Annotated in this window: 19 protein-coding genes, 1 tRNA gene and 1 pseudogene; 1 reads left to right on the plus strand and 20 read right to left on the minus strand. The window is 52.7% G+C overall.

Annotated features, from left to right (window positions below):
* Nucleotides 1-597 precede the first annotated feature (597 nt).
* Nucleotides 598-673: transfer RNA gene (locus KGZ92_06320), tRNA-Ala, on the minus strand.
* Between the two features lie 350 nt (nt 674-1,023).
* On the opposite strand from KGZ92_06320, the pseudogene KGZ92_06325 reads away from it, so the two are divergent.
* Nucleotides 1,024-2,353: pseudogene (locus tag KGZ92_06325) on the plus strand (IS30 family transposase).
* Nucleotides 2,354-2,627: 274 nt separating this feature from the next.
* Here KGZ92_06325 and KGZ92_06330 read toward each other — a convergent pair.
* The 19 genes from KGZ92_06330 to KGZ92_06420 form a co-directional block, all read right to left on the minus strand.
* Nucleotides 2,628-4,688, minus strand: a complete 2,061-nt coding sequence (locus KGZ92_06330; GenBank protein MBS3888899.1) for an ATP-dependent helicase — start codon at nt 4,686-4,688, stop codon at nt 2,628-2,630.
* Nucleotides 4,689-4,860: 172 nt separating this feature from the next.
* Complete coding sequence (locus tag KGZ92_06335; protein ID MBS3888900.1) at nt 4,861-5,595, minus strand: class I SAM-dependent methyltransferase; 735 nt, start codon at nt 5,593-5,595, stop codon at nt 4,861-4,863.
* Nucleotides 5,592-5,903 (minus strand): ribosome silencing factor, encoded by a 312-nt coding sequence (gene rsfS / locus KGZ92_06340; protein MBS3888901.1) that lies wholly within the window; start codon nt 5,901-5,903, stop codon nt 5,592-5,594. The genes KGZ92_06335 and rsfS overlap by 4 nt, the downstream gene beginning before the upstream one ends.
* A 33-nt stretch (nt 5,904-5,936) precedes the next feature.
* Nucleotides 5,937-7,118, minus strand: a complete 1,182-nt coding sequence (locus tag KGZ92_06345; GenBank protein MBS3888902.1) for an LCP family protein — start codon at nt 7,116-7,118, stop codon at nt 5,937-5,939.
* 253 nt (nt 7,119-7,371) lie between these two features.
* A complete protein-coding gene (gene nadD, locus KGZ92_06350) occupies nt 7,372-8,016 on the minus strand; it encodes a nicotinate-nucleotide adenylyltransferase (protein ID MBS3888903.1) in 645 nt (214 codons plus the stop codon).
* A 12-nt stretch (nt 8,017-8,028) separates the two neighbouring features.
* On the minus strand, nt 8,029-9,303 hold the full coding sequence (gene obgE / locus KGZ92_06355; GenBank protein ID MBS3888904.1) for a GTPase ObgE: 1,275 nt from the start codon (nt 9,301-9,303) through the stop codon (nt 8,029-8,031).
* Nucleotides 9,293-9,838, minus strand: coding sequence for a hypothetical protein (locus KGZ92_06360; protein MBS3888905.1), 546 nt, complete (start codon nt 9,836-9,838; stop codon nt 9,293-9,295). The genes obgE and KGZ92_06360 overlap by 11 nt, the downstream gene beginning before the upstream one ends.
* Entirely contained in the window at nt 9,838-10,101 is a 264-nt protein-coding gene (gene rpmA / locus KGZ92_06365) for a 50S ribosomal protein L27 (protein MBS3888906.1), read from the minus strand. Before rpmA ends, KGZ92_06360 begins: the two co-directional genes overlap by 1 nt.
* Nucleotides 10,102-10,115: 14 nt before the next feature.
* Nucleotides 10,116-10,430 (minus strand): 50S ribosomal protein L21, encoded by a 315-nt coding sequence (gene rplU, locus KGZ92_06370; GenBank protein MBS3888907.1) that lies wholly within the window; start codon nt 10,428-10,430, stop codon nt 10,116-10,118.
* A gap of 159 nt (nt 10,431-10,589) precedes the next feature.
* Complete coding sequence (locus KGZ92_06375; protein ID MBS3888908.1) at nt 10,590-11,258, minus strand: glycerophosphoryl diester phosphodiesterase membrane domain-containing protein; 669 nt, start codon at nt 11,256-11,258, stop codon at nt 10,590-10,592.
* Nucleotides 11,259-11,357: 99 nt separating this feature from the next.
* Nucleotides 11,358-13,067 (minus strand): Rne/Rng family ribonuclease, encoded by a 1,710-nt coding sequence (locus tag KGZ92_06380; GenBank protein ID MBS3888909.1) that lies wholly within the window; start codon nt 13,065-13,067, stop codon nt 11,358-11,360.
* Nucleotides 13,060-13,746 carry a TIGR03936 family radical SAM-associated protein gene (locus KGZ92_06385; GenBank protein MBS3888910.1) on the minus strand — a complete coding sequence of 229 codons (687 nt, stop codon included), beginning with the start codon at nt 13,744-13,746 and terminating at the stop codon, nt 13,060-13,062. Before KGZ92_06385 ends, KGZ92_06380 begins: the two co-directional genes overlap by 8 nt.
* Nucleotides 13,743-15,572, minus strand: coding sequence for a TIGR03960 family B12-binding radical SAM protein (locus KGZ92_06390; GenBank protein ID MBS3888911.1), 1,830 nt, complete (start codon nt 15,570-15,572; stop codon nt 13,743-13,745). Before KGZ92_06390 ends, KGZ92_06385 begins: the two co-directional genes overlap by 4 nt.
* 31 nt (nt 15,573-15,603) lie before the next feature.
* A complete protein-coding gene (locus KGZ92_06395) occupies nt 15,604-16,470 on the minus strand; it encodes a M50 family metallopeptidase (protein ID MBS3888912.1) in 867 nt (288 codons plus the stop codon).
* Nucleotides 16,467-17,090 (minus strand): M23 family metallopeptidase, encoded by a 624-nt coding sequence (locus tag KGZ92_06400; protein ID MBS3888913.1) that lies wholly within the window; start codon nt 17,088-17,090, stop codon nt 16,467-16,469. The genes KGZ92_06395 and KGZ92_06400 overlap by 4 nt, the downstream gene beginning before the upstream one ends.
* A 56-nt stretch (nt 17,091-17,146) precedes the next feature.
* Nucleotides 17,147-18,259, minus strand: a complete 1,113-nt coding sequence (gene rodA / locus KGZ92_06405; GenBank protein ID MBS3888914.1) for a rod shape-determining protein RodA — start codon at nt 18,257-18,259, stop codon at nt 17,147-17,149.
* A complete protein-coding gene (locus KGZ92_06410; protein ID MBS3888915.1) occupies nt 18,252-18,506 on the minus strand; it encodes a cell division topological specificity factor MinE in 255 nt (84 codons plus the stop codon). The genes rodA and KGZ92_06410 overlap by 8 nt, the downstream gene beginning before the upstream one ends.
* Nucleotides 18,507-18,596: 90 nt before the next feature.
* Nucleotides 18,597-19,391, minus strand: coding sequence for a septum site-determining protein MinD (minD, locus tag KGZ92_06415; protein MBS3888916.1), 795 nt, complete (start codon nt 19,389-19,391; stop codon nt 18,597-18,599).
* Between the two features lie 80 nt (nt 19,392-19,471).
* Entirely contained in the window at nt 19,472-21,445 is a 1,974-nt protein-coding gene (locus tag KGZ92_06420; GenBank protein ID MBS3888917.1) for a hypothetical protein, read from the minus strand.
* Between the last annotated feature and the right edge of the window lie 12 nt (nt 21,446-21,457).

Here is a 21,457-nt window from a genome sequence, read left to right on the forward strand (position 1 = left end):
AGATCGCATTGCCGTTCTCAACAGTGGCAGGATTGTGGAGCAAGGCACGCACGCCGAACTGATGGCCTTAGGCGGACTCTATTACGATATGTTTACACGTCAGGCAAGCAGTTATATTTGATTCTGCGTACGGCCCTCCATCCGGAAGCCCTTTATTGCTCTAGCATTAAAGAGGCGATTCTATGCTCGGGAAGCGAGTTGTTACCGCCCCATGTCACTTCTTCAACTTTCAAACTGACTGAGCCGATACCAGCCGATGCACTTTCGATGGCTTTGCGATTCATCTGCTAACGCAAGTTCGTGGACGCTCATTGCGCGTAACTTCCCCACCGTTGCTGTCTAAATGTGACTCCGACCAAGCTTTACGGTAGCTCCCGGTCAGCTTACACCGTCTTCCGCTCTGCATTATGGGTCAGCAGTAACAACTAGGCTGCTTAAGACTCTAAGCGATCCGCCTGACCATTGACCTTGCAGACACTGCTATTATTGATTCTCTAAAACTCCAACCTAATGTTAGAACTTTTGCGATCTGAGGGCAAAATAGAAGAAGACACAAAAACGCCAAGGGCTCAAGACCCTTGGCGTTACTAGTTATTTTGGTGGAGCATAACGGGATCGAACCGTTGACCTCTTGACTGCCAGTCAAGCGCTCTCCCAGCTGAGCTAATGCCCCAAACGATTATTACGGAACTTCTCCGCCGACCGTCCGGTCGTTTTTTGGCTACGCTCGTAATTATACGCGACCGAAGTTATCATGTCAACAAGCCGCATTAACTCATCTATAATCTTACCTAAGGGAGCTAATTGACAAAGTAAATGCACCTAGGGCATTGGCAAGTGGTTGCAGTAAGTATGACAATCCGTAGGTTGCGTTTAGTTGGTAACTGTGGGGTGGACCCCCTACCCCCCCCATGGGGGGGGTAGGGGGGTGCGTTTAGTTTAACAATACTCCCTCTTGCGCTCTAGTCTCTGCTTTGTGACAATTATCTTGCCGTCACTAGCAGCCGTGAGGCGGTGAGCACGTTGGCTAAACATAAACACTTAACGAACGAAGACCGTAGTCAATTAGAGCATCTACTCCGGGGAAGGAGGTCCATCAAATCCATAGCCCGTGTCCTTGGGAAAAGTCCCTCGACTATCGCGAGAGAAATTAAACAACACGCAGTCCAAAGCAACAAGTCCGCTCCTGGCCGTATCGCCAATCGCTGTCTCCATAGAAGAAACTGCTCAAAGTACTACCTCTGCGAGGACAAACCAAATTGCAAGAAGCAGCGATGTAGCACCTGCTCCCTGTGCAACCTTGTTTGCCCAGAGTTCGACGAAGAGCATTGTCAGCGCTTAGCCTTACCGCCTTATGTATGCAATGGCTGCGAAAGTGAGCCCAAGTGCACTCTCAAAAAGCGGTATTACCTGCACAGGCATGCCCAAACCGCCTATGCAGCGAAGCTGGTCGATTCCCGAGCTGGGGCAAACATTTCGGAAGAAGAGCTCTACCGCATGGATCAATTCATCAGCCCCTTGATCAAAAAAGGGCAGTCCGTTTATCACATTTTAATCAATAACCCCGATGAATTCACCTGCAGTGGAAAGACTATCTACCGCTATATCAACAGCAGCCTCTTGTCGGCCCGCAACATTGACCTGCCTAGGGTATGCCGACTTAAGCCGCGCAAGTCCAAGCCGCTCCAACATAAAGTGGACAGGCAGTGTAGACATGAGCGCTCGTACGAAGACTTCCATGCGTTTCTAGAGCGCAACCCAGATACCGCTGTCGTTGAAATCGACACCGTCGAGGGGAAAAAGGGCGGCAGCGTTCTCCTCACCATCCATTTCAGAAACTGCGGACTGATGCTTGCTTTTCTGCGAAGTCGCAATACGTCGCAGTCTGTCATTGATGTTTTTCGAAGACTGCTCGCGATTCTGGGTAAAGAGTCTTTCCAGAGACTTTTCCCCGTGATCCTCACGGACAATGGCTCGGAGTTTTCCAACCCTTTGTCTCTGGAAACGGCGGAGGATGGCACCCGCATCACTTCGATCTTCTACTGTGACCCATCCTCACCCTACCAAAAACCTGCCATTGAAAATAACCATGAGTTCATCCGCCGTATTCTTCCTAAAGGCAGTAGCTTTGATGAGTTAACTCAATCCGATATCGACCAGATGATGAGTCACATCAACTCGTATAGCAGGGAAAAGCTAAACGATAAGGTAATTTCAGTGTTCATTGAAATTACCTAAGTCACCCTACGAATCGTTTAGCTTCTTCTACGGTCAAGCTATTCTTGACCGGTTGGGTGTATCGTCCATTCCACCGAACGAAATTCTTTTGCGCCCAACCCTGCTAAAACGGTAACCCAAAACATCTAGGCTGCTAGTGACGCAAGGCTATAACAACACCGCGGGAGGGGTGGCATTTACTCAGTCCGAAAAACTCGACTTTTGCCACCCTCGATGCCTCGCACCCATTTTATGCCCAATTTTCATGTTAACATGCCTTTTTTGCGTCGCCCCGCCTCGATATTGCCGCTCCCTGGAACAACTAAATGCACTCCCATTGCACTTAGTTTGACAAAGTGGCATTTACCTTGTCAACTGACCGAAGAAGGCACCGTCCACGCCTCATCTTGCTAATTATCGACAATCTTCAATACCCCTAAATTTAAGCCAATTTGCCAATGCATCTTACTTCGGCCGCAGGCAAAGTCGATGGCCACAATGTGCACTACAGAGTCTCCATTGGTTTCAGTACTGAACTCCACTATCCTACCGGCGCCACGCGTACTATGGTGCACCATCATCTGAACACGGGGGATGGGCGAACTGGCTTTAGCGCTTGACTCAAAGCCTTCTGCTACAAAACATGAAGTAGTTGCATTCTTACCGCGGTACTTCGTCGGTGCTAGAACGGTCAGTCTGTCTTTTGCACGAGTACAGGCTACATAGAACAGCCTGCGCTCTTCCTCTAGCCCTGCACCTGAAGCGGAGAGAGCATGCGGCAACAAACCGTCAATAGCGCCAATGATCCACACGGCTACAAACTCAAGTCCCTTGGCGGCATGTATGGTCATGAGATTAATAGCGCCAGGAACCGCATGTTCCCTTCTTGACTCTGCCATGGTTTGTTCAAGCTTGGCTAGGTGCTCTAGGTATCGTCCTATATCGCGGAAACCTTCTACTTCCTGCTGCAGTTCATCGCACAAATTAACATACTCGAGCTCAGGAAGACCACGACGCTCTGCGTACCAACGCAAATACTGTCTGTAACCCATATCTTCGGTATAAATTCGTACTGCCTCTAAGGGCGCTTGCTTGCTAGCTTTATGCAAATTCGCCCATAACTTGGAGAGCTTCTCTTGGGACACAAACATTCGAGCGGCCTCCCAAAGGGGAGTACCCTGACGAACAAGGCGCTTTAGCTCACTACTGTGATCCTCGCCTAAGTTGAGCTGGCGTCGGCCGATGGCCAAGAAGCTCTCTACTCTAGTCGGATCAAGAGAAAGCTTAAAGAAAGCCACAATCTCACGAATCACCCAGTGTTCTTCAAAAAAGCGCTCCTTGTCCCTGACGACGAAAGAGATGCCTTCGTCGACTAACATGTTCACCAAGTGGTGATTATAGCGATTGACACGGTAGAGCACCGCCATCTCTTCAAGGGGTATGCCGGCATCTCTTTGCTTCTTAACCATGGTCAAAACGCTTTTGGCCTCAGCCCGCTCATTGCTAGGTGTCAGGAATGACGGAGCCACGCCCTCTGTTCGTACCGGCTCGCCAAGAGTCGCATAGCGCACGGAATTATGCGCAATCACACGATTTGCGAGCGAGATAATTGCTGCGGAAGACCTGTAATTTTGCATGAGGTCTATGCGCTCTGCACGTGGGAAAGACTTGCCAAAGTCTAGTAAAAATTCTGGACGTGCCGCACGCCAGCCGTAGATGGCTTGGTCTGTATCGCCCACTACACAGATATTGCTACTTGGGGCTGCAATTAATTTCAATATCTCAAATTGGGCCTTGTTTGTATCTTGAAACTCATCTACCAATATATACTCGGCCGCCTGCTGCATCTCTCGCAAGGAGCGCGGATCATCCTTAAGCAATTTATATGTCTCACAAAGCATGTCGTCAAAGTCTAGGACGGACGCCGCCTGTTTTGCCTCTTCATAAGCAGTCCATACCGAAAGTAGTAGCTGATTAGTAGGGGCCACGTCTTTTCGCAGCAATAGGTTGTTCTTATGCCAACTTATCTCCTGCTGCAGGCTCTGCAACAAATCATCCTTTACCTCTTCCCCAAGCTGGCGCAGCGCGGCAGAAATCCAATCCCGCTTTTGCTTGTCTTGCGCCACGTTTCCACTAAAACCATTTTTCCTCAATAGGCCAAAGAACTGGCCGTGGAAAGTGCCAATGTTGAGTTTTGCCACCAATCGCTCGTCACCAGGCAGTAGTTCAACAAGACGTCTTTTCATTTCTGTCGCAGCGGCCTTCGTAAAGGTAGTAACGGTGATACAAGAGGGATTTATCCCACTGGCCAGCAATGCGCCTACGCGGGCAGTTACCACCCTAGTCTTGCCGCTGCCTGGGCCAGCCACAACTACAAGTGGGCCATCGCGGTGCATGACTGCTTTATGTTGGGCTTCATTAAGTTTGTACTCGGTTCGACTGAGGTGGGCGAGAAAATAATCGAGGCGCATCTTTTCACTCCCGTCTTGCGACGTCATCCTGCGGGGAAAGGGCCAAGGGACCGGTCTATTTTCTAGGCTGGCGCGAACCTGTGGTGGGGAGTCTGGGCTGGCTGAATCACGGAGAACCGTCCCTGGCGCGTCAGCTGAATCACGGAGAACCGTCCCTGGCGCGTCAGGTGAATCACTTCCGGGCGGCGAGCTGGACACGGGTGCTGCCAGGGTGTGGTGGGTTGGTGGTAAGAAAGTCATAGGACACGGTGTGGGTGAAGCCCACGCTTTGGACTAGCTGCTCTAGCTCTGCTGGCACGAAGTAGGTCTGGCGATGGACTTCGTCAAAGCGTGTCCATGCGGTGGAGCTACTCTTTATGAACCCCGTCAGGCGGTGGGTAATAAGGGTGTCGTTCACTCTGACTTGCCAAAAATAGCAGCTTTTTTCGCCGATGCGGTTGTATTCTGGGCGCGCCAAAAACCCGGCCAATCTGGCTGGGCCATGGACATCAAACAAGAGCAATCCCCCTGGCTTAAGGAGGGAGCAAGCACCAGAGAGAAATGTGCGGAGCTCTTTCTCGTTGCGCAAGTAATTTACGGCATCACAGGCAGCGATGATGAGGTCAAAAGGGCCTAGTGTGGCGGGCAGTTGGCGCATGTCGAGCAGCATGAAGCTGACCGCCGTGTTACCACGCAATTTCTGCTCTGCTTGGGTAAGCATTTCGGACGACAGATCAGAGGCCGTGATGCGGTGTCCACCCTTGACCATCTCTAAGGTGAGATTCCCTGTGCCGCAGCCAATCTCAAGTATCGACTGGCCTTCTGAAATGGCAAAAGTGGCACGCAAGTAGTGCCACCACGCCGCATAGTCGAGGTGATTCATCCAGTCATCATAAACAAGGGCCAAAGAAGTATAGGCGGTGGTCATAGGGAAACGCTCTTGGCTTCGCCCCACAGTCGCTCGAGGCTGTAGAAATCACGCGAGTCTTCCGTAAATACATGCACGACCACGGTCACCAAGTCTAGCAAAATCCACTTGCCATCAGGGTCGCTCTCTACTCCAGTAGGTAAAATACTCACTTTAGCCAATTCACGCTGTACATGCTCTAGAATCGCAAAGGTCTGCGTGCTTGAGTTGCCGCTAACTATGACGAAAAAATCTGCGACCACAGATAACTCTCGGAGATCAAGTATAGTCGGCCGCAGTCCCTTTTTATCTAGGGAGAGGGCAGCCACTCGCCGTGCTAGGTCAAGTCCATTAATACCCGGTCACTCCTCTCTGATAAAGTCTTTTCCGAGGACAATCGTGACGTCGGAACTGTGGGGCCCTGCCTCGCTGACCAAGAGACCCCGTCCGAGCGCACGAAAAACCATCTGCCCCGCGGCATCTTTACGTTGGTGTGCCGTTATCTGTGTCTTTTCTACTGTTTCAGTAGATGTTTCGATGGCGATGACATTAAAGCCTCTCCGCCTGAGAGCTCGCGCCACGGGCTGCCCAGAGGAATTGCCCGTAGCATCGCGTATCATGACGGTAACTGCACTCGTCTCTTCGCGCGTGTTTTGCCAGAAGCGCTCCCCGAGGAGAGCATCGAGAGCAGCATCATCGATGAGCCAGTAACTAGCGCCATTTATCCAGCCCTCGTTGCCGGGCATCGTCCACATCGCGACTTTGTCCGCTGCCACTTTATCTAAATGCGGCAAATGCCGGAGTACAGTAGCACCATCGATATTGGTGCGCACACTGCTTAGGGCTATTTGCACAATCTCATTGACCCGCAGCAAGTTAACCGGACGAATAAATGTTCTCGTCATGGCGAGAAGGAATGACTGCTGGCGTGCAATGCGCCCAATATCCCCATCCCAACCCCGGTAGCGGACATACTGCATGGCTTTATCGCCGTCGAGAACTTGCTGCCCTTTTTTAAGGTTGATGAGTAAGTCCTGATACGGGTCGTGGTAGTACATATCTTTTTCCACAAAATAGTCCACGCCACCAATGGCGTCAATCACACGACTGAAAGCATTGGTTTCTACGCGCACATAGTAGTGAATAGGTAGGTCGAGCAACTGCTCTACAGTATCGACAGCCAGCATTATGCCCCCGTAGGCATGGGCATGGTTGATTTTGTCGAGTCGCGTTCGGCCAGGAATCCTTACCCTGCTATCACGCGGAATGGAAAGGACATTAACCGCTGAGGTGGCAGGGTCAAAACTAGCCACGATAATGGTATCAGTCCTTAGTGCCCCCTGCGTACCCCCTGGTAGGAGGCCTCTATCAGCGCCGAGAACTAGAATGTTGACGCGCTCGTTGATCATGGGGGGAGTAAGCACCACAGGCCCGTCTCCCGGAGGACTCGCGCCTAGGCTATTAAACAAAACAACGGTTGCGCCTACCATGCCGCATACCAAAAGCCCCAGTGCGGCGCTTACATATCGCAACACCTTGTGCATAAAAAATCTGCCTCCTAACCTGCATTCCCACCAACGCATAACGAGGTACACTTATGGTTGCATGGTCTGGTTGTATTGTCGCACTCCGTGTTTTTCTCTTGTTGTTATAAGCGACCTCTGTGGTTGGATAAGGATCCCTCTCCATGGTGAAGGGTAGGAGACGATAGAAGGCATCTGCCGAATGATTGTCACCGTGCCCTCACTTCCTCGTTAGGTGTCAACGGGAATGCAGGTCCTAAATGTCCACTTATGCTTATCTTATCATGAAAGGATCAGAGCACGTAGCGTGGTTCTCTGGTATATATAGCCTATTTTTATAGATATAGTTCTCTACTGCGTCAGGGACTAAGTAACGAATAGATTCCCCGCTGGCCACGCGGCGACGCACATCAGTAGAAGAAATCGCCATGGCAGGCACTGAGATGAAGTGTATATTGCCCTGATCGCGAAAGCGCGCTAAGTCCTCTTTAGCCATGTAATTTTCGAGCGTGAAACCGGGCCGGCTAGCGGCCACAAAGTGACAAGACTTGAGTAACTCTCCGGCGCGATGCCAAGTGAGTATGTCGCGCATCACATCGGCACCCGTTATAAAGTAGAGCTCGGCAGCGCTACCATACTCCGCCGCAAGCTGCATCACGGTATCAAAGGTATAGGAATGACCTGGTCGGTCGATTTCAAGCCGCGCAATTTGAAAATCTGGATTACTGGCAATGGCCAAGAAAGTCATCAGGTAACGGTGTTCTGCCCCCGTCACCTGTCGGCCTAATTTATGCGGTGGCTGCCCTGAGGGGACAAAAAGTACCTGCTCTAAAGAAAACTGATGTCTCGCGGCTTCCGCAGTAACGAGATGACCTAGGTGGATGGGGTCAAAAGTACCCCCCATAATTCCTATGCGCATAGCAACCACCCCCTACATGGGCTCATCGTCATAAAAATTGAACTCTGCTGCTCCAATGCGTACCGCTGCGCCTTCACTAATGCCGGCTTGCCGCAGCTTGTCAAATACCTTGAGCAGACGCAATGACCTTTGCAGACGCACTACTGACTCCTCGTTGTCGAGGTCGCAACGTGCTACTAACCGTTCGACTTGTGTACCCCTGACCACAAACACGCCTTCCTCTTGGCTGACAGTGAGTGGCTCTTCGGGGGCAGCCTCGGGCAAGGTGCCTACTTGATGTATGAGAGGAGCGGGGGTAGCCTCGACAAGTTCCAGTACCCGGTAAAGTAAAGGCGGAACTCCTTCGCCGATTACTGCCGAAATAGGAAAAACTTCGAGCGAGAGCCCCCTCACCCTTTCCATCAGCACTTCTAGTGCTTCGGCATCGACAATGGCATCTACTTTGTTAAGAGCGACGACCTGTGGGCGAGTCGCCAAGAGAGGAGAGTAACTAGCCAGCTCTCGGTTGATAGTGATAATGTCTTCGATGGGGTCTCTCCCCTCGGTGCCGGCACCATCCACCACGTGAATGAGGACGCGAGTTCTCTCGATATGCCGCAAGAACTCGTGCCCGAGCCCCTGCCCGGTGTGTGCTCCCTCAATAAGACCGGGAATATCGGCCATAATAAAGCTCTTGCCACCTATGGCCACTACCCCGAGATGCGGCTCAAGGGTGGTAAAAGGATAGTCGGCAATTTTGGGGCGAGCTTGCGAAACTACTGAAAGTAAGGTAGATTTGCCGGCATTAGGGAAGCCGACTAACCCGACGTCCGCGATGCTCTTTAGTTCGAGCCTAATCTCTCTCTCTTTGCCCGGCTCCCCTTTTTCGGCATAGGTGGGTGCTTGATGCACGGAGGTGGCAAAGCGGGCATTACCTCGCCCTCCCCTACCGCCAGCAAACAAAAGCACCTGTTCCCCGGGCGTGGCTAGGTCAGCGAGAACAATATTGGTTTCTTGGTCGTAGACAACCGTGCCAGGGGGCACGCGCAGCGTAACAGCTTCACCCGCCCGACCATGGCGATTTTGTCTGCCGCCCTGCAGGCCGTCCTCGGCGCGGTAGTTCTTCTTGTAGCGATAATCCATCAAAGTATGCGAGTTAGGATCAGCCACTAAGTAGACATCGCCGCCCCTTCCGCCATCGCCACCGGAGGGACCCCCCTCAGGAACGTATTTCTCGCGGCGAAACTGCGAGGCCCCGTTTCCTCCGTTACCGGACTTGACGGTTATGCGAACTCTATCAATAAACATCGACTGCCACCTCTCCATGTCCGGCCACAAAACAGGCCAGAAGCTCGGTCCCTGCGCCGCTAAACTTCATGTGCCAGTTGCCGCTCTGCACTGAGAGCTCGAGCGCAACTTCGGCAACTCCTAAGTCTGTTGCCAGCCCTTGATAGTGTGCCCAAAGAGTGGCCAGACTTAGCTCGCAGGCAGGCCACTTCTCACCAAAATATTTCCAATCGCCAGTGGCCTGAAAACGGAGTTTTAGGCCACTGCTTTCTGCTAAACTCCATATATCGAATACGGCGCAGCTGAGCGTAGGACTCTCGAGGTTAAAAACGAGACTGGCGGTGCGCACGCGATCTGTAATCTTGTCTAATTTTAGTAGTATATCTGAAGTTGGTTTTTGTAACTGCAAAAAACCATAAACTAACTGCAGGTCATTTTGTAAATCGTGGCGAAAGCGGGCAAAGCGAATGGCCACATCGGGAAACAGATGTGCGGCCACGGACTTCTCCTCGCCTAAGAAAAAAACCCGGCTCTCCGGGTTCTTCTCGGTCAACATTAATTAGCTTCGATGGCGTAGACACTGACCTTTTTGCGGTCTTTATCTAAGCGTTCGAAGGCAACCTTACCAGTAACAAGGGCGAATAAGGTGTCGTCGCTGCCAATACCTACGTTAAAACCAGGATGTACCTTGGTGCCACGTTGGCGAACAAGAATTGTTCCGGCATTGACGCTTTGTCCATCTTGACGCTTCACCCCAAGTCGCTGCGAATGACTGTCGCGACCATTTCTAGAACTACCTACGCCTTTCTTATGTGCCATTTACTGCACCTCCCCTAGTTAACGGTAATAGATTCGATGACTAATTTTGTGAAGGGTTGACGGTGACCGTTCTTTTTACGGTAGCGGGACTTTGCCTTGTAACGGAAGATAATGATTTTCTTTTCTCTACCATGTTCCATTACTTTAGCGGCTACAGTGACGTTAGGCAGGAGCGGAGTCCCAAAAACGGTTTCACTCCCTTGTGATACTGCGAGAACCTCGGTGAACTCATACATGTCACCGACATTAGTCTCGAGTTTCTCGACCATAACCATGTCGCCTGGTTTAACCCGGTACTGCTTGCCACCCGTTTCGATAACTGCAAACATACTGGCACCTCCTCTAGTTTGACTCGCCGTTTCGCGGGGGCACAAGGCTCTTTCATCCCTTAACGAGCGGTATCAGGTTGCCATCGCCAGATAAGACAACCTTACAAGTTCCTATTTTATCACGCAGGGCTGGCGCGGTCAATCGCTAATCTTAGACGTCTACTGTGCGTCAATTTCACGCAGCAAGACAAAGGCGCAGGTCAGCGCAGTAACACCTAACGACTGGTAAAACAGATCGTAGGTAAGTTTAGCGACCACCTGCATACCTGTGGGCAGAAATGCTATGGCAGTGCTTGCTAAGCCTGTCAGGAGACTCCCTATGACAAGCAGGGCCAGGACCCACCACCATCTGCCGTCAATCATTTTCCAAGCGACGGAAAACGCCTCGGTGACACCGTAGTCCTCCAGCACAATCAAGTGAAAGAGAAAAACCAATTTAACGGCGATAATTAGGCCTGGCACCACAAGTAAAATACCACCTACTATGATAGCCGCCATGTACAGCAGCCCCGCCCCTGCGACTGGAAGAAGCTTGCTGGCTGACAAAGACATCGCTACACCCAAGTCCGCCTTGCCGACTAGGGCATCACGAGACATCTTAATAAGAATTACGGCACCTAGCAGGCTAAGCAAAATCATTAAGCCAAAATAGAGGATAAGCTCTGGCCACACTACGGGCCCCAAAGTAGCCCCTAACAAGCGCGAAGATAAATAGCCTTGCACCAAGACCGAAATAGCCGCGGGGAGAAATATGACGGGGTTGGCTAGGAGCAGATCGAAGCCACGCTTGATGACATCCCCTAGTTGCGCAAATTTCAGACCGTTCATTAATAAAGCCCTTCTCGACTCCTAACTTTGGCCAAATTCACTCTACGAGGATAATTGTACCACGGAGACGAGGTGCAGAAGTTGCCCCAGTAAAACTATTTATGCTTCTCTTTTAGGCGCGATAAACAACTTGGCGCGAGCATAGGTCCGCTGTACCTTGACGATTTCAAAGGTGGCTTTTTTACCCACGAGGTCGGCAGCGTTCTCCACCTGGATGACATAGCCCTCAAGCCGCGTTACCCCATCTTCGGGTCGGTTATTGTGCACGCTATCGATGAGCAAGGTATGTATCTCGCCTAGGGCCACGGGAACAGCGGTCCTTTCTACCTCTTCCACTGAACCTGACAAGGCAATTTTGTACTCATCGGAATTCATCTGCTGCGAACCCCGAATAAAGATACGTTTTTCGGTCTCGCGCTCTAGACGCTCGAGATTAACCGCGTTGACGCCTATCAAGTTACCAGCGGTAACGGGATGCACCTGAATCAACACAGCAGGGTCGACGGTAGCCTTGAGAAAGCGTTTGAGCTCCCCCTCAATGCGACTACCGGCTATCTCTTCTGACAGCATTAGGCCCGTACCGTCACAGCAAGGGCAATTCTTCTGCAAGAGTTCGCTGATGCTCTGCCGTACCTTTTGCCTGGTCATCTCAACGAGGCCTAGTTGGGTGAGCCCAAGAATTGAGGTCTTGGTCTTGTCTCGCTGCACGGCTTCTTGCAGAGTGGTGAGCACCTTCTTCTGGTGTTCCTCTTTCTCCATGTCGATAAAGTCAATGATAATAATGCCGCCGATATTTCTTAGCCGCAGCTGACGGGCGATTTCTCGCGCGGCCTCGAGGTTGGCCTTAAGTATGGTGTCGGCTAGATTGGTGCTGCCCACAAACTTGCCGGTATTGACGTCGATAGAAGTAAGCGCTTCTGTCTGGTCTATGACAACATAGCCACCACATTTAAGCCAGACACGGCTCTTCAGTATTTTCTCTAATTCAAGTTCTAGGCCAAAGGCTTCGAAGATGGGCTCTGCCTGCTGAAACAAGAAGATTTTGTCCTTGAATTCTGGCCCGATATCGTCCATTAAAGATAGGATTTGCTCATATTCCTCGGCGCTGTCTACAAACAAGCGCTGCACGTCATGGTCAAAGCTGTCGCGAATAATGCGGTAAAGTAGGCTCAAGTCCTTATGCAGGAGACTTGGCGCTTTGGCTACTTTGCCGCGATTTTTTATTCGTCGCCACAACTTGTCTAAGAAATCGATATCTTTCTTGAGATCTTCCGCCGCACAACCTTCCGCCATGGTGCGCACGATGACGCCCATGCCCGCGGGGAGAAACTCTCGCACCAGTTTACGCAAGCGGTCTCGCTCTTCCCCACCCGATATACGGCGCGACACGCCTACATAGTCGACTGTGGGCATGAGCACCACAAAGCGCCCCGGCAAGGAAATATGGCGCGTGACCCTAGCACCCTTGGTGCCGAAGGGATCTTTGGCCACCTGCACAATGACATGCTGGCCTGCCTTGACCACATCTTTGATCGAAGAGTTGCTCGTGATTTTTTCGGGGATTTCATCGAGGCCTTCGACATTTTCTAAGGCATCATCGACATAGAGAAAAGTATTCTTAGGGAGCCCCACATTAACAAAGGCAGCCTGCATGCCAGGCAGGACATTGGCCACCTTCCCCTTGTAAATATTACCCACTACACGTTGTTCGGCATTGCTCTCCATGTAGAACTCAACTAGTTCACCATTCTCTAAAATCCCGACCCTAGTGTCTCGGGTGCCGCAACTGATGATAATCTCTTTAACCAAGATCCTCCCTCCTTTCTAACCATCTCTCCAGCGGCGTAACTAGTTCGTTGCCCCCAAGGTATAGTTCCTTACGCAGTACGCGGCCAGAGCCCCAGGTTTCATTGACCAAAGACCCGAGCAAACTTAGGTATTCATCGGGGCGTAGCACGGTTGGCTCCCCATTGCTGAGTATGGCGCACAACTTGTGGCCGACAAGCTCTGACTTTCTGACCAGTGGCTTTGCATCCACCTGCTTAACATTCTTCTTCGTCTCTTTCCTAAAGATGACACTCTCTAAGGCGGCAAATTGCCGCAGGGCTTCCTCCACCGCACTACTCTCGGGCAGATCGATCTCGTACTCAGTAAAGGCCACCTCGGCAGCTAAAGGCCTTGCTTTGGCGTTAACCACAGCGCCCCCTAGGAAGCGAAACTGCTCATGGCCTGGTGTGGCCGACAGCCTATCCTCTAGTTCAGCGAGTGCTAGAGGGCGCGCTAGGGTTAGGTCGACATAGTCGGCGTGGCTACGATACCCTAGGGGCATGGGGGCCGCTAAGGACATAATGGGATGCGGATTAAAGCCTTGACTGAGCGCGAGAGGGAGTTCGGCGCGCCGAAAAAGACGGTAGTAGGCTCGATGGGTATCGAGGTGAGAGATGTACCCTAGTTCGTCCGCGCGGGCAAATTTGAGCCACAGCCTCATTCTCGACGCCCCCTTTCGGTAATAGTGCCTACGTGGAGCGCGGGGCACACGCCGCAGTCTTCACAAGACCCACTAGCACAGTCACCTGTCAGGGCAGCCTGACGTGCCCGCTCTCTCTCCTGCCACAAAAACTCCTTGCTAACCCCTGGAGAAAGATGCTCCCACGGCAACACCTCCGCAAATAAGCGCTCGCGGTTGGCGAAGGCGGCCGCGTCCAAGCCAACTTCGGCAAAAGCTTCCATCCACAAATCGAAGCGGAAGTGCTCGCTCCAGGCGTCAAATGTGCACCCGCGCCGGTAAGCGTCAAGCAAGACTTTGCCTAGTCTCCTGTCTCCTCTACTAAAGACGGCCTCGAGAAAGCTTGTGGTCGCCTCATGGTAGACAAACTTCACCCTTTTATCTTTGCGTAGCCGCTCTTTTAAGTAGCTCTGCCTCTCTTCTAAGGCCTGCATAGAACACTGCGGCTCCCATTGAAACGGGGTAAAAGGCTTCGGGACAAAGGACGAGACGCTGACGGTTAGCGGCAAGATTCGGGCCGCGCGGGAGATTAACACTAACATTTCGTCGAGGTCGGCATAGGTCTCCGTCGGCAACCCCAGCATAAAGTAGAGTTTGACGCTACGAAAGCCTAAGTTTTTGGCGCCATGTAAGGCTTCAAGGAGAGCCTCACCGGTCACTTGCTTGTTGATAACATCTCTCAAACGCTGGGAGCCAGCTTCAGGCGCGAGCGTAATGCCGGACTTGCGCACTTTAGCGACATCTGCTGCCAAGCTTACCGAGAAACTATCGACCCGCAAGGAGGGCAGAGAGATATTGACCCCTTGGCAACTAAACTTGTCCACTAAGTCTTTAACGAGAACCCCGATGTTACTGTGGTCCATTGTGGAAAGCGAGGCGAGTGACACTTCCTCGTAGCCGGTGTGGAGAATGGCCTGCTGCGCGGCAGCGACCAAGACAGTGGAGTTAAACTCGCGCACTGGTCGATAAGTCATGCCCGCCTGACAAAAACGACAGCCCCTGGCGCAACCACGAAAAATCTCCAGCAGTACCCGATCGTGCACGATGTCTAGGTAGGGGAGCACCGGCGCCACTGGTATATGTTCGATGCCCAAAGCCGCTACTACCCTTTTTTCTATGGTTGTAGGCAGGCATGTCTCTTTAGCCCGCAGCCCGCGAAAAGCCTCGTCAACACCGTACAGTGGCTCATAGAAGCTCGGCACATAGACGCCTTTGATCTCTGCGAGCGCGTTAAGAGTCGCCTCTCTGCTCCTCGTGGCGGCCTTTCCTTGGCGCAACACCTCTAAAATGTCAACTATAACTTCTTCGCCCTCGCCTAGGACCACCAGATCGACAAAATCTGCCAAAGGCTCGGCGTTGTAGGCACAGGGGCCACCGACAATGACGAGGGGGTGTTGCTCCTTACGGTCGGCTGACAAGAGAGGGATACCTGCCAAATCTAGCATCCCCAAAATATTAGTGTAACTGAGCTCATACTGCAGGGTAAACCCCAGCACATCGAACTCGTCGAGCGGAGAAAATGTCTCTAGGCTGTAAAGTTTCACCTGGCTGGCACGCATGAGAGCTGCCATATCTACCCAGGGAGCAAAGGTACGTTCGGCTGCCGCATAGGGCAAGTCGTTGATAGCCTTGTAGAGGACTTTTAAACCTAGGTGCGACATACCCACTTCGTAAACATCGGGAAAAGCCAAGGCCACCCTGACCTCTACAGAGTGCTTGTCCTTTCGCACGGCGTTGACTTCACCACCGATGTAGCGAGCGGGCTTAAGAACCCGCGGTAGAATACTCTCAATCACTTTTGGAATCATCACTGGCCTCCTGAAATCTGCTTCACTACTATTATAGCCTACGATCATTAACAATGTCAGAAAAGGTGAGCACTGTTCCTTTTGCCAGCAGAGCGCGGCAGAGCAAGTCTTCGCTCACGGTCAGTACTTCACCGTTTGGCCGCACCACATTAAACACATGGTAACACCCGGGAGTCATCGCCTCTACTGCCTCCGCTGCCGAGGTGTCAGACAGCACCATGACCAATTTCCCGGGCAATACTCTTTTGTGCCACAATTCCGCCGTACGAGTTGTGACATAATTCATCAGCATGTAAGGAAACATTTTTTTCTCCTGCCGGGCCGCGTGAAGCAGAAACAAAGCAAGGGCCACGGCGTTAATGCTGACGACTCCGAGCAAAAACAAAACCGTGGCCGCCCCCAAAAAAATCCATACAGCGCGGAAGGTATGTGTCAACACGCGCCGGGTGCCTGCCCCGAGGCCGTCTTGTCCCACGCAGTAGCTTCTGAGAATGCGCCCACCATCAAGCGGCAAGATCGGCAAGAGATTTACGAGCAACAAGAGCACATTACTCTCTAGGAGGGCCACCCCCCAGGGGGCCCCGTAGTAGAAGAGGCCGATGACCAAGAGGACCAAGCTATTGGCGGGCCCCCCTAGCGCGAGGGTGGCCTCCTCGGCGGGGTCACCGCTAGCAAAACCACGCAGCTTGGCCACGCCGCCAAAGGGCATCAGCTCGATTTCCTCTACCTCTAGCCCGAGATTCTGCGCGGCAAACATGTGGCCGAGCTCGTGCACGAGGACGGAAAAAAGCATAACTAGGGTCAAAGTGGCATCCCCTAAGGTTAGTGAGACAAGTAGCCACAACAAAAAAAGATAGTGAACCCTGAGGTTCACCCCTAGGACCTGGCCTACCCTCATCGACCATGCACCCGCACCAGAGGGTCAACGTAGTTTCCCCCTTGGAGCACCGCGAAGAACACCCGCCCGCTGCTGCCCACACGCCCTAAAACGGCTCGCGCCGCCACTCTATCGCCCAAGGTGACGGCAATGTCACTTAAGTCCCTATAAATTGTATACATGCCCGTGCCATGAAAGACCCTGACCTCACCTAGACTGTTGTCTAGAGCCGTGACGCGTCCATCGAGAACCGCCCGCACTAGTTCACCCGGCGGAGCAACAATGTTGATGCCGCTCCAGTCCGCCGGCTGCACAGTACCCGCTACGGGCAAATTGTAGCTCGCCATGTCTGACCTACCCGTAAGGCGCGACCACACCGGCTGCACCGTCTCGTCCTCGGGGTACCAATCAAGCCAGCGCGACAAGGGGCTGACGCTCGCCGCGCCAGGAACAAAAACATAGCGCAGGTAGTGACGCAAGGTACTAGACTGGGCGCCGACCCATACTAAGAAAAGGATAATACAAGCCAAGATACCTTTGGTCAGCCAAGCAGTCAAGGGCCTGCCTTTTGCCGGCACCTTGCGACGCGGCGAAAAGGGCCGTCTGCCACGATCTGTGTACTTCCACAAAGCCTGCCGCACAAGAGTCACCTCCAGAGCACCTAGTTATCTATACTCTGGCAGGCGTACCCCTATGATTAAAACAAAATCTTCCGGTGGCGCAAATGCACATTAAGGACTAACCCTACGGCCAAAGACAGAGCCAAGTACGAACTTCCCCCATAACTCAAAAAAGGTAGCGGCAGGCCGGTCACCGGCATCATCCCCATGGTCATGCCGATATTGACGATAATCTGAAAGGCAAACCAAGTGGCAACACCAACGGCTAGAAAGCGGCCGAGGTAGTCCTTGGCCACCGCCGCAGTCCTTAAGCAGCGGTAAACTAGGAAGAACAAGGCGGCAATAAGGGCCACCGAGCCGATAAAGCCCAACTCTTCTGCCACGACAGAAAAAATGAAGTCAGTATGCTGCTCCGGCAAAAAGTTAAGGAGACTCTGTGGGCCGGCCATAAAACCTCGCCCAGTAAACTGGCCCGAGCCGACGGCAATTATTGACTGCAAGAGATGGTAGCCAGTGCCGGCGCGATCCAAAGAGGGATCCATAAAAACTAAAAGGCGAGTGCGCTGGTACTCTCTTAAGCCGTACAACCATAGTAGCGGCGCGCTAGTCAGCCCTAAGGCCGCCAGCAAAGCCATCAGTTGACGAGTGATGCCAGCGGCGTAGAGCACCGCCAGCAAGATGCCGAGAAAGACCAGCGAGGTACCCAAGTCTGGCTGTATAGCAACAAGAAGCATGGGCACGCCGACATGGACCACTGCAGTAACCAATTTAACGAGGGTGTTAATCTGGCCTAGCTTTTCAACTGTTGCCGCCAGGGTGATAACGACGGCAAGCTTGGCAAACTCTGAAGGCTGCAAAACAAAACCACCTACATTTAGCCACCTGACAGCCCCACCCCGCTCTACCCCTGCGACTAACACTAGTACAAGCAGGCCTAAGCTGGCGAAGTACACCGGCCACCTCAGTGCACCAAAGAGTTGGTAATCGAAGTAGACGGCGATAAACAAAATGACCTGGCCCACTATGATCCACATCAATTGCCGCGAGACAAAGTATAATGGATCGCCAAATTCGTTATTGAGGGAGGCGCTCCAAATCATGAGTGCTCCAAAGAGTGAGATACCAAGGTAGGATAAGTACAAACCCCAGTCAAAACTACGCAAGAGCTTTCTGTCAAAGACATCAAACAATGGGTAGTTCCTCCTGACGCACGAGGCCCTTGATGGGCAATTTGAAGTGGAGCAGGGCCCCCTCTGGCCGTATCTCTAGCTCAAGCACTGCCGCGTCATTATCGCTGTCGACAAACTCTTGCGCTGCGAGGAACAAGACCTCTTTGAGTTCATCGAGAAGCGCAGGGGACAACATGGCTCTATCGTGCACTAGTACCTGCCGCAGACGGTGCCTGGCCTGTTCTCTGCTCTTAATGCCTGTTTCCACGACGTCCCGCTCCTTTCTTGGCGACAGAGGGGACGGTTCGTTTTGTCGGTCGTTTTGCGACAAAACGAACCGTCCCCTCTGTCGCGATGTTTACCGTCCCACGCCCACAAAGCGACGCAAGAATGCTACAACACCCTCTCCACTAGCCATCTTGCGCAAAGGCACCGCTTCGCCGAGCAACCGACGAGCTATGTCGCGGTAGTGTGCGCCAGCTAGGGAGCCTTGAAGACATACTGAGGGCTCCCCCCGATTAGTCGCCACAATAGTCATTTCATCTTCGGGCACTATGCCGAGCAGATCAATACGTAAAAACTCGAGCACATCGCTTTGGCTGAGCATATCTCCGCGACGCACCATGTTCGGTCGCAAGCGATTTATGATTAATTTAGGGGAGGCAATGCCCTTACTGCGCAGTAGCCCAACCACACGATCGGCATCGCGCACGGCCGGCAGTTCAGGGGTAGTCACCACTAAAGCGTCGTCTGCTCCTGCCGTGGCAACATGGAAGCCAGTATCGATACCGGCTGGCGAATCTACGAAGACGTATTCATGCGTCATAGCCAGTTCGCTGACAATTCTCTTCATATCTTTCTCCTGCACGCGGCTACTTCTGCTTTGCAGAGCCGGCAAGAGGCTTAGGGTCGTGTACTTCTTGTGCCGAATAAGGGCTTTTTCTAACGTGGCCCGCTTCTCTAAAACGTCGCCAATATGGTAGACAATCCTGTTTTCGAGACCGAGAAACAAGTCAAGATTACGCAGTCCTAGATCCGCATCCACCAAGGCTACACTATGGCCCTTCTCTGCCAAGGCCACGCCAAGGTTTGCGGTAGTAGTGGTTTTCCCTACGCCACCTTTGCCCGAAGTCACGACAAACACTTTACCCATAGCACTATTAAACCTCCCCTGTGGAGTGTTTTATAAATAGTGTTTCGCCGTGTTTCCACAAACTCCTTTTGCTAGGGGGACTATTGACCAACTCTTTCTAGTTTTAGGCGAAAGTACTCGTCTAGCAATTTACGGGCGATGGGAGCGGCGGCAGTACCTCCGCTCCGACCATGCTTGACTAACACGGAAACGACTATTTCCGGGCTACTTACAGCGTCAACCGCAGCCCAACCTGCGAACCAACCGTGGGAGTCAACAAAACGGCCTCCCTCCATGACCTCAGCGGTACCGGTCTTACCAGCCGAGAAGTATGGGGCCCCACGAAAAACCCCGGAGGCAGTTCCACTATTAAGACCAAGACCGGTGACTTGGGTCACTTGGCGCAGACCCTCTTGTAGATGCCGCCACTCTGTATCGTTGATAAGTCCGGCAGGATTTTGCGGAGTGCGAAGCAAGGAGGCCACCAGTTTTGGCTCGGTCTGGTCTACTACCTCTCCTGCCGCTGACACCACCCGCTCAACCAAGAATGGCTGAAAGCGATGGCCCGTCGCAAGCATGGCCATGAAATTAGCTACTTGTAGTGGTGTGTATCTATGAGCGCCCTGGCCGATGGCAATATCGGCCACCTCGCCGGGGTAGGGATTGAGTGGCCTCCTATCGGATGGATTGCGGCGCAAGTGTGCTCTAATTCCTTCTCTAAATCGCTCGCTGGTGGGTAGGACCCCTGTGTCATGTCTAAACCCTACTAATTCTGGTAGCGATACCGGCACACCTAAGCCCATAAATGCGGCCACATCGGCAACTTGGTCTAGAACAAGGGCAGCCCCCCGGGAGCGCAACAATTCAAAGCCGAGCTGGTAAAAATAGACATTGCAGGAGACCCGCATGGCATCAAGATCACTTACCTGCCCGTGTCCGGTACCAAACTGCTCGATCCAGCAGCCCTTCCCGCCCGGTCCGAGCATGGCCTCGTCATGTAGCCGCCCAGTGCAGACGACCGGCGGCCGCAGGAGCAGGTTCGCCTTAGCACCGGAGATCAGCCCCGCGATTTCTGTTACGGGCTTAAACATCGACCCTGGGGCTGCGGCTACTAGGGGCTTGGCCTCAAGTGGTCGAGCTGGGTCCGCACTTAAGCTGGTAAAGTCTCGCGACAGATGGGCCGGTGCAAAATTCGGAATGCTAATAAACGACAGGATACGGCCGTCACGCGGGTCAAGGGCCACTACAGCAACCTCATGCGCCTCGGGGGCCGTGGTCTCACGCAGTTTTGGCAGAAACTCATTGACGAGCCAAGTCTCTACACTCTGCTGCAACTCGGCGTCAATAGTAAGTTGCACATTGTTACCTGGTACAGGCTCAATTTTCTCTACTTCGCGCATCAAACGACTGAGTTTGTCTACCTCTACTACCTGCGAGCCGTCCACCCCCCGCAAAGAAAGATGCGGGCCCACAAACTCAAACGCGGCCTCGACTCCCCATCTACCCACGCGGCTATCAAGTCGGTAGCCGGTCAGTCCGGCGTCCACTAGGGCGCGCAACTCCTCTGGCCCCCCCGTAAAGCGCCCTAAACCACCTAAAATGTGGCTGGCTATGCTCCCTAAGGGGTAGGTACGCACTGGCTGCACGTCGACAAAAACGCCGGGCAACTCAAGGCGTCTTTCTTCAATAAGGAGAAGTCTCGGGTCGTCAAAGGGCAGGGCTATGTCGGTCAAGCGAACTGGTTGCCAGCGCCTAAACCTATTGGCATGAAAGCGACTTTTGAACGTAGCGACAGAGATCTCTGGGTCGAGACCCTCGGGGTCAAGAATGGCGACCAATGTTTCTAGGATATCTTCGAGCTCTGGAGCCCGCGTGTGATACATCGAGACGAAGTAGCCGGGTGCATTGCTGGCCAGCACCACCCCACGAGAATCGACAATCTTACCGCGAGGGGCTAGTTGCACTATTTGGCGGAACCTATTTTCGTCCGCGCTTTGCCTGTACTGTGCACCCAAGACGATCTGCAACATCCCTAAACGAAAAACCATGACCAGTAAGGCGATGAGAACAGCCATGATCAGGACATT

The sequence above is a fragment of the Bacillota bacterium genome, from assembly GCA_018333655.1.
GTDB lineage: Bacteria > Bacillota > UBA994 > UBA994 > UBA994 > BS524.

Bases quoted from the DNA above. Each gene is read 5' to 3' on its own strand.
- KGZ92_06395 (MBS3888912.1), bottom strand. From the start codon at position 16,470: ATGAGGGTAGGCCAGGTCCTAGGGGTGAACCTCAGGGTTCACTATCTT.
- KGZ92_06345 (MBS3888902.1), bottom strand. From the start codon at position 7,118: ATGCACAAGGTGTTGCGATATGTAAGCGCCGCACTGGGGCTTTTGGTA.
- KGZ92_06335 (MBS3888900.1), bottom strand. From the start codon at position 5,595: ATGACCACCGCCTATACTTCTTTGGCCCTTGTTTATGATGACTGGATG.
- KGZ92_06375 (MBS3888908.1), bottom strand. From the start codon at position 11,258: ATGAACGGTCTGAAATTTGCGCAACTAGGGGATGTCATCAAGCGTGGC.
- rplU (MBS3888907.1), bottom strand. From the start codon at position 10,430: ATGTTTGCAGTTATCGAAACGGGTGGCAAGCAGTACCGGGTTAAACCA.
- KGZ92_06330 (MBS3888899.1), bottom strand. From the start codon at position 4,688: ATGCGCCTCGATTATTTTCTCGCCCACCTCAGTCGAACCGAGTACAAA.
- obgE (MBS3888904.1), bottom strand. From the start codon at position 9,303: ATGTTTATTGATAGAGTTCGCATAACCGTCAAGTCCGGTAACGGAGGA.
- KGZ92_06420 (MBS3888917.1), bottom strand. From the start codon at position 21,445: ATGGCTGTTCTCATCGCCTTACTGGTCATGGTTTTTCGTTTAGGGATG.
- minD (MBS3888916.1), bottom strand. From the start codon at position 19,391: ATGGGTAAAGTGTTTGTCGTGACTTCGGGCAAAGGTGGCGTAGGGAAA.
- KGZ92_06385 (MBS3888910.1), bottom strand. From the start codon at position 13,746: ATGAGGCTGTGGCTCAAATTTGCCCGCGCGGACGAACTAGGGTACATC.
- KGZ92_06360 (MBS3888905.1), bottom strand. From the start codon at position 9,838: ATGTTGACCGAGAAGAACCCGGAGAGCCGGGTTTTTTTCTTAGGCGAG.
- rpmA (MBS3888906.1), bottom strand. From the start codon at position 10,101: ATGGCACATAAGAAAGGCGTAGGTAGTTCTAGAAATGGTCGCGACAGT.
- KGZ92_06390 (MBS3888911.1), bottom strand. From the start codon at position 15,572: ATGATTCCAAAAGTGATTGAGAGTATTCTACCGCGGGTTCTTAAGCCC.
- nadD (MBS3888903.1), bottom strand. From the start codon at position 8,016: ATGCGCATAGGAATTATGGGGGGTACTTTTGACCCCATCCACCTAGGT.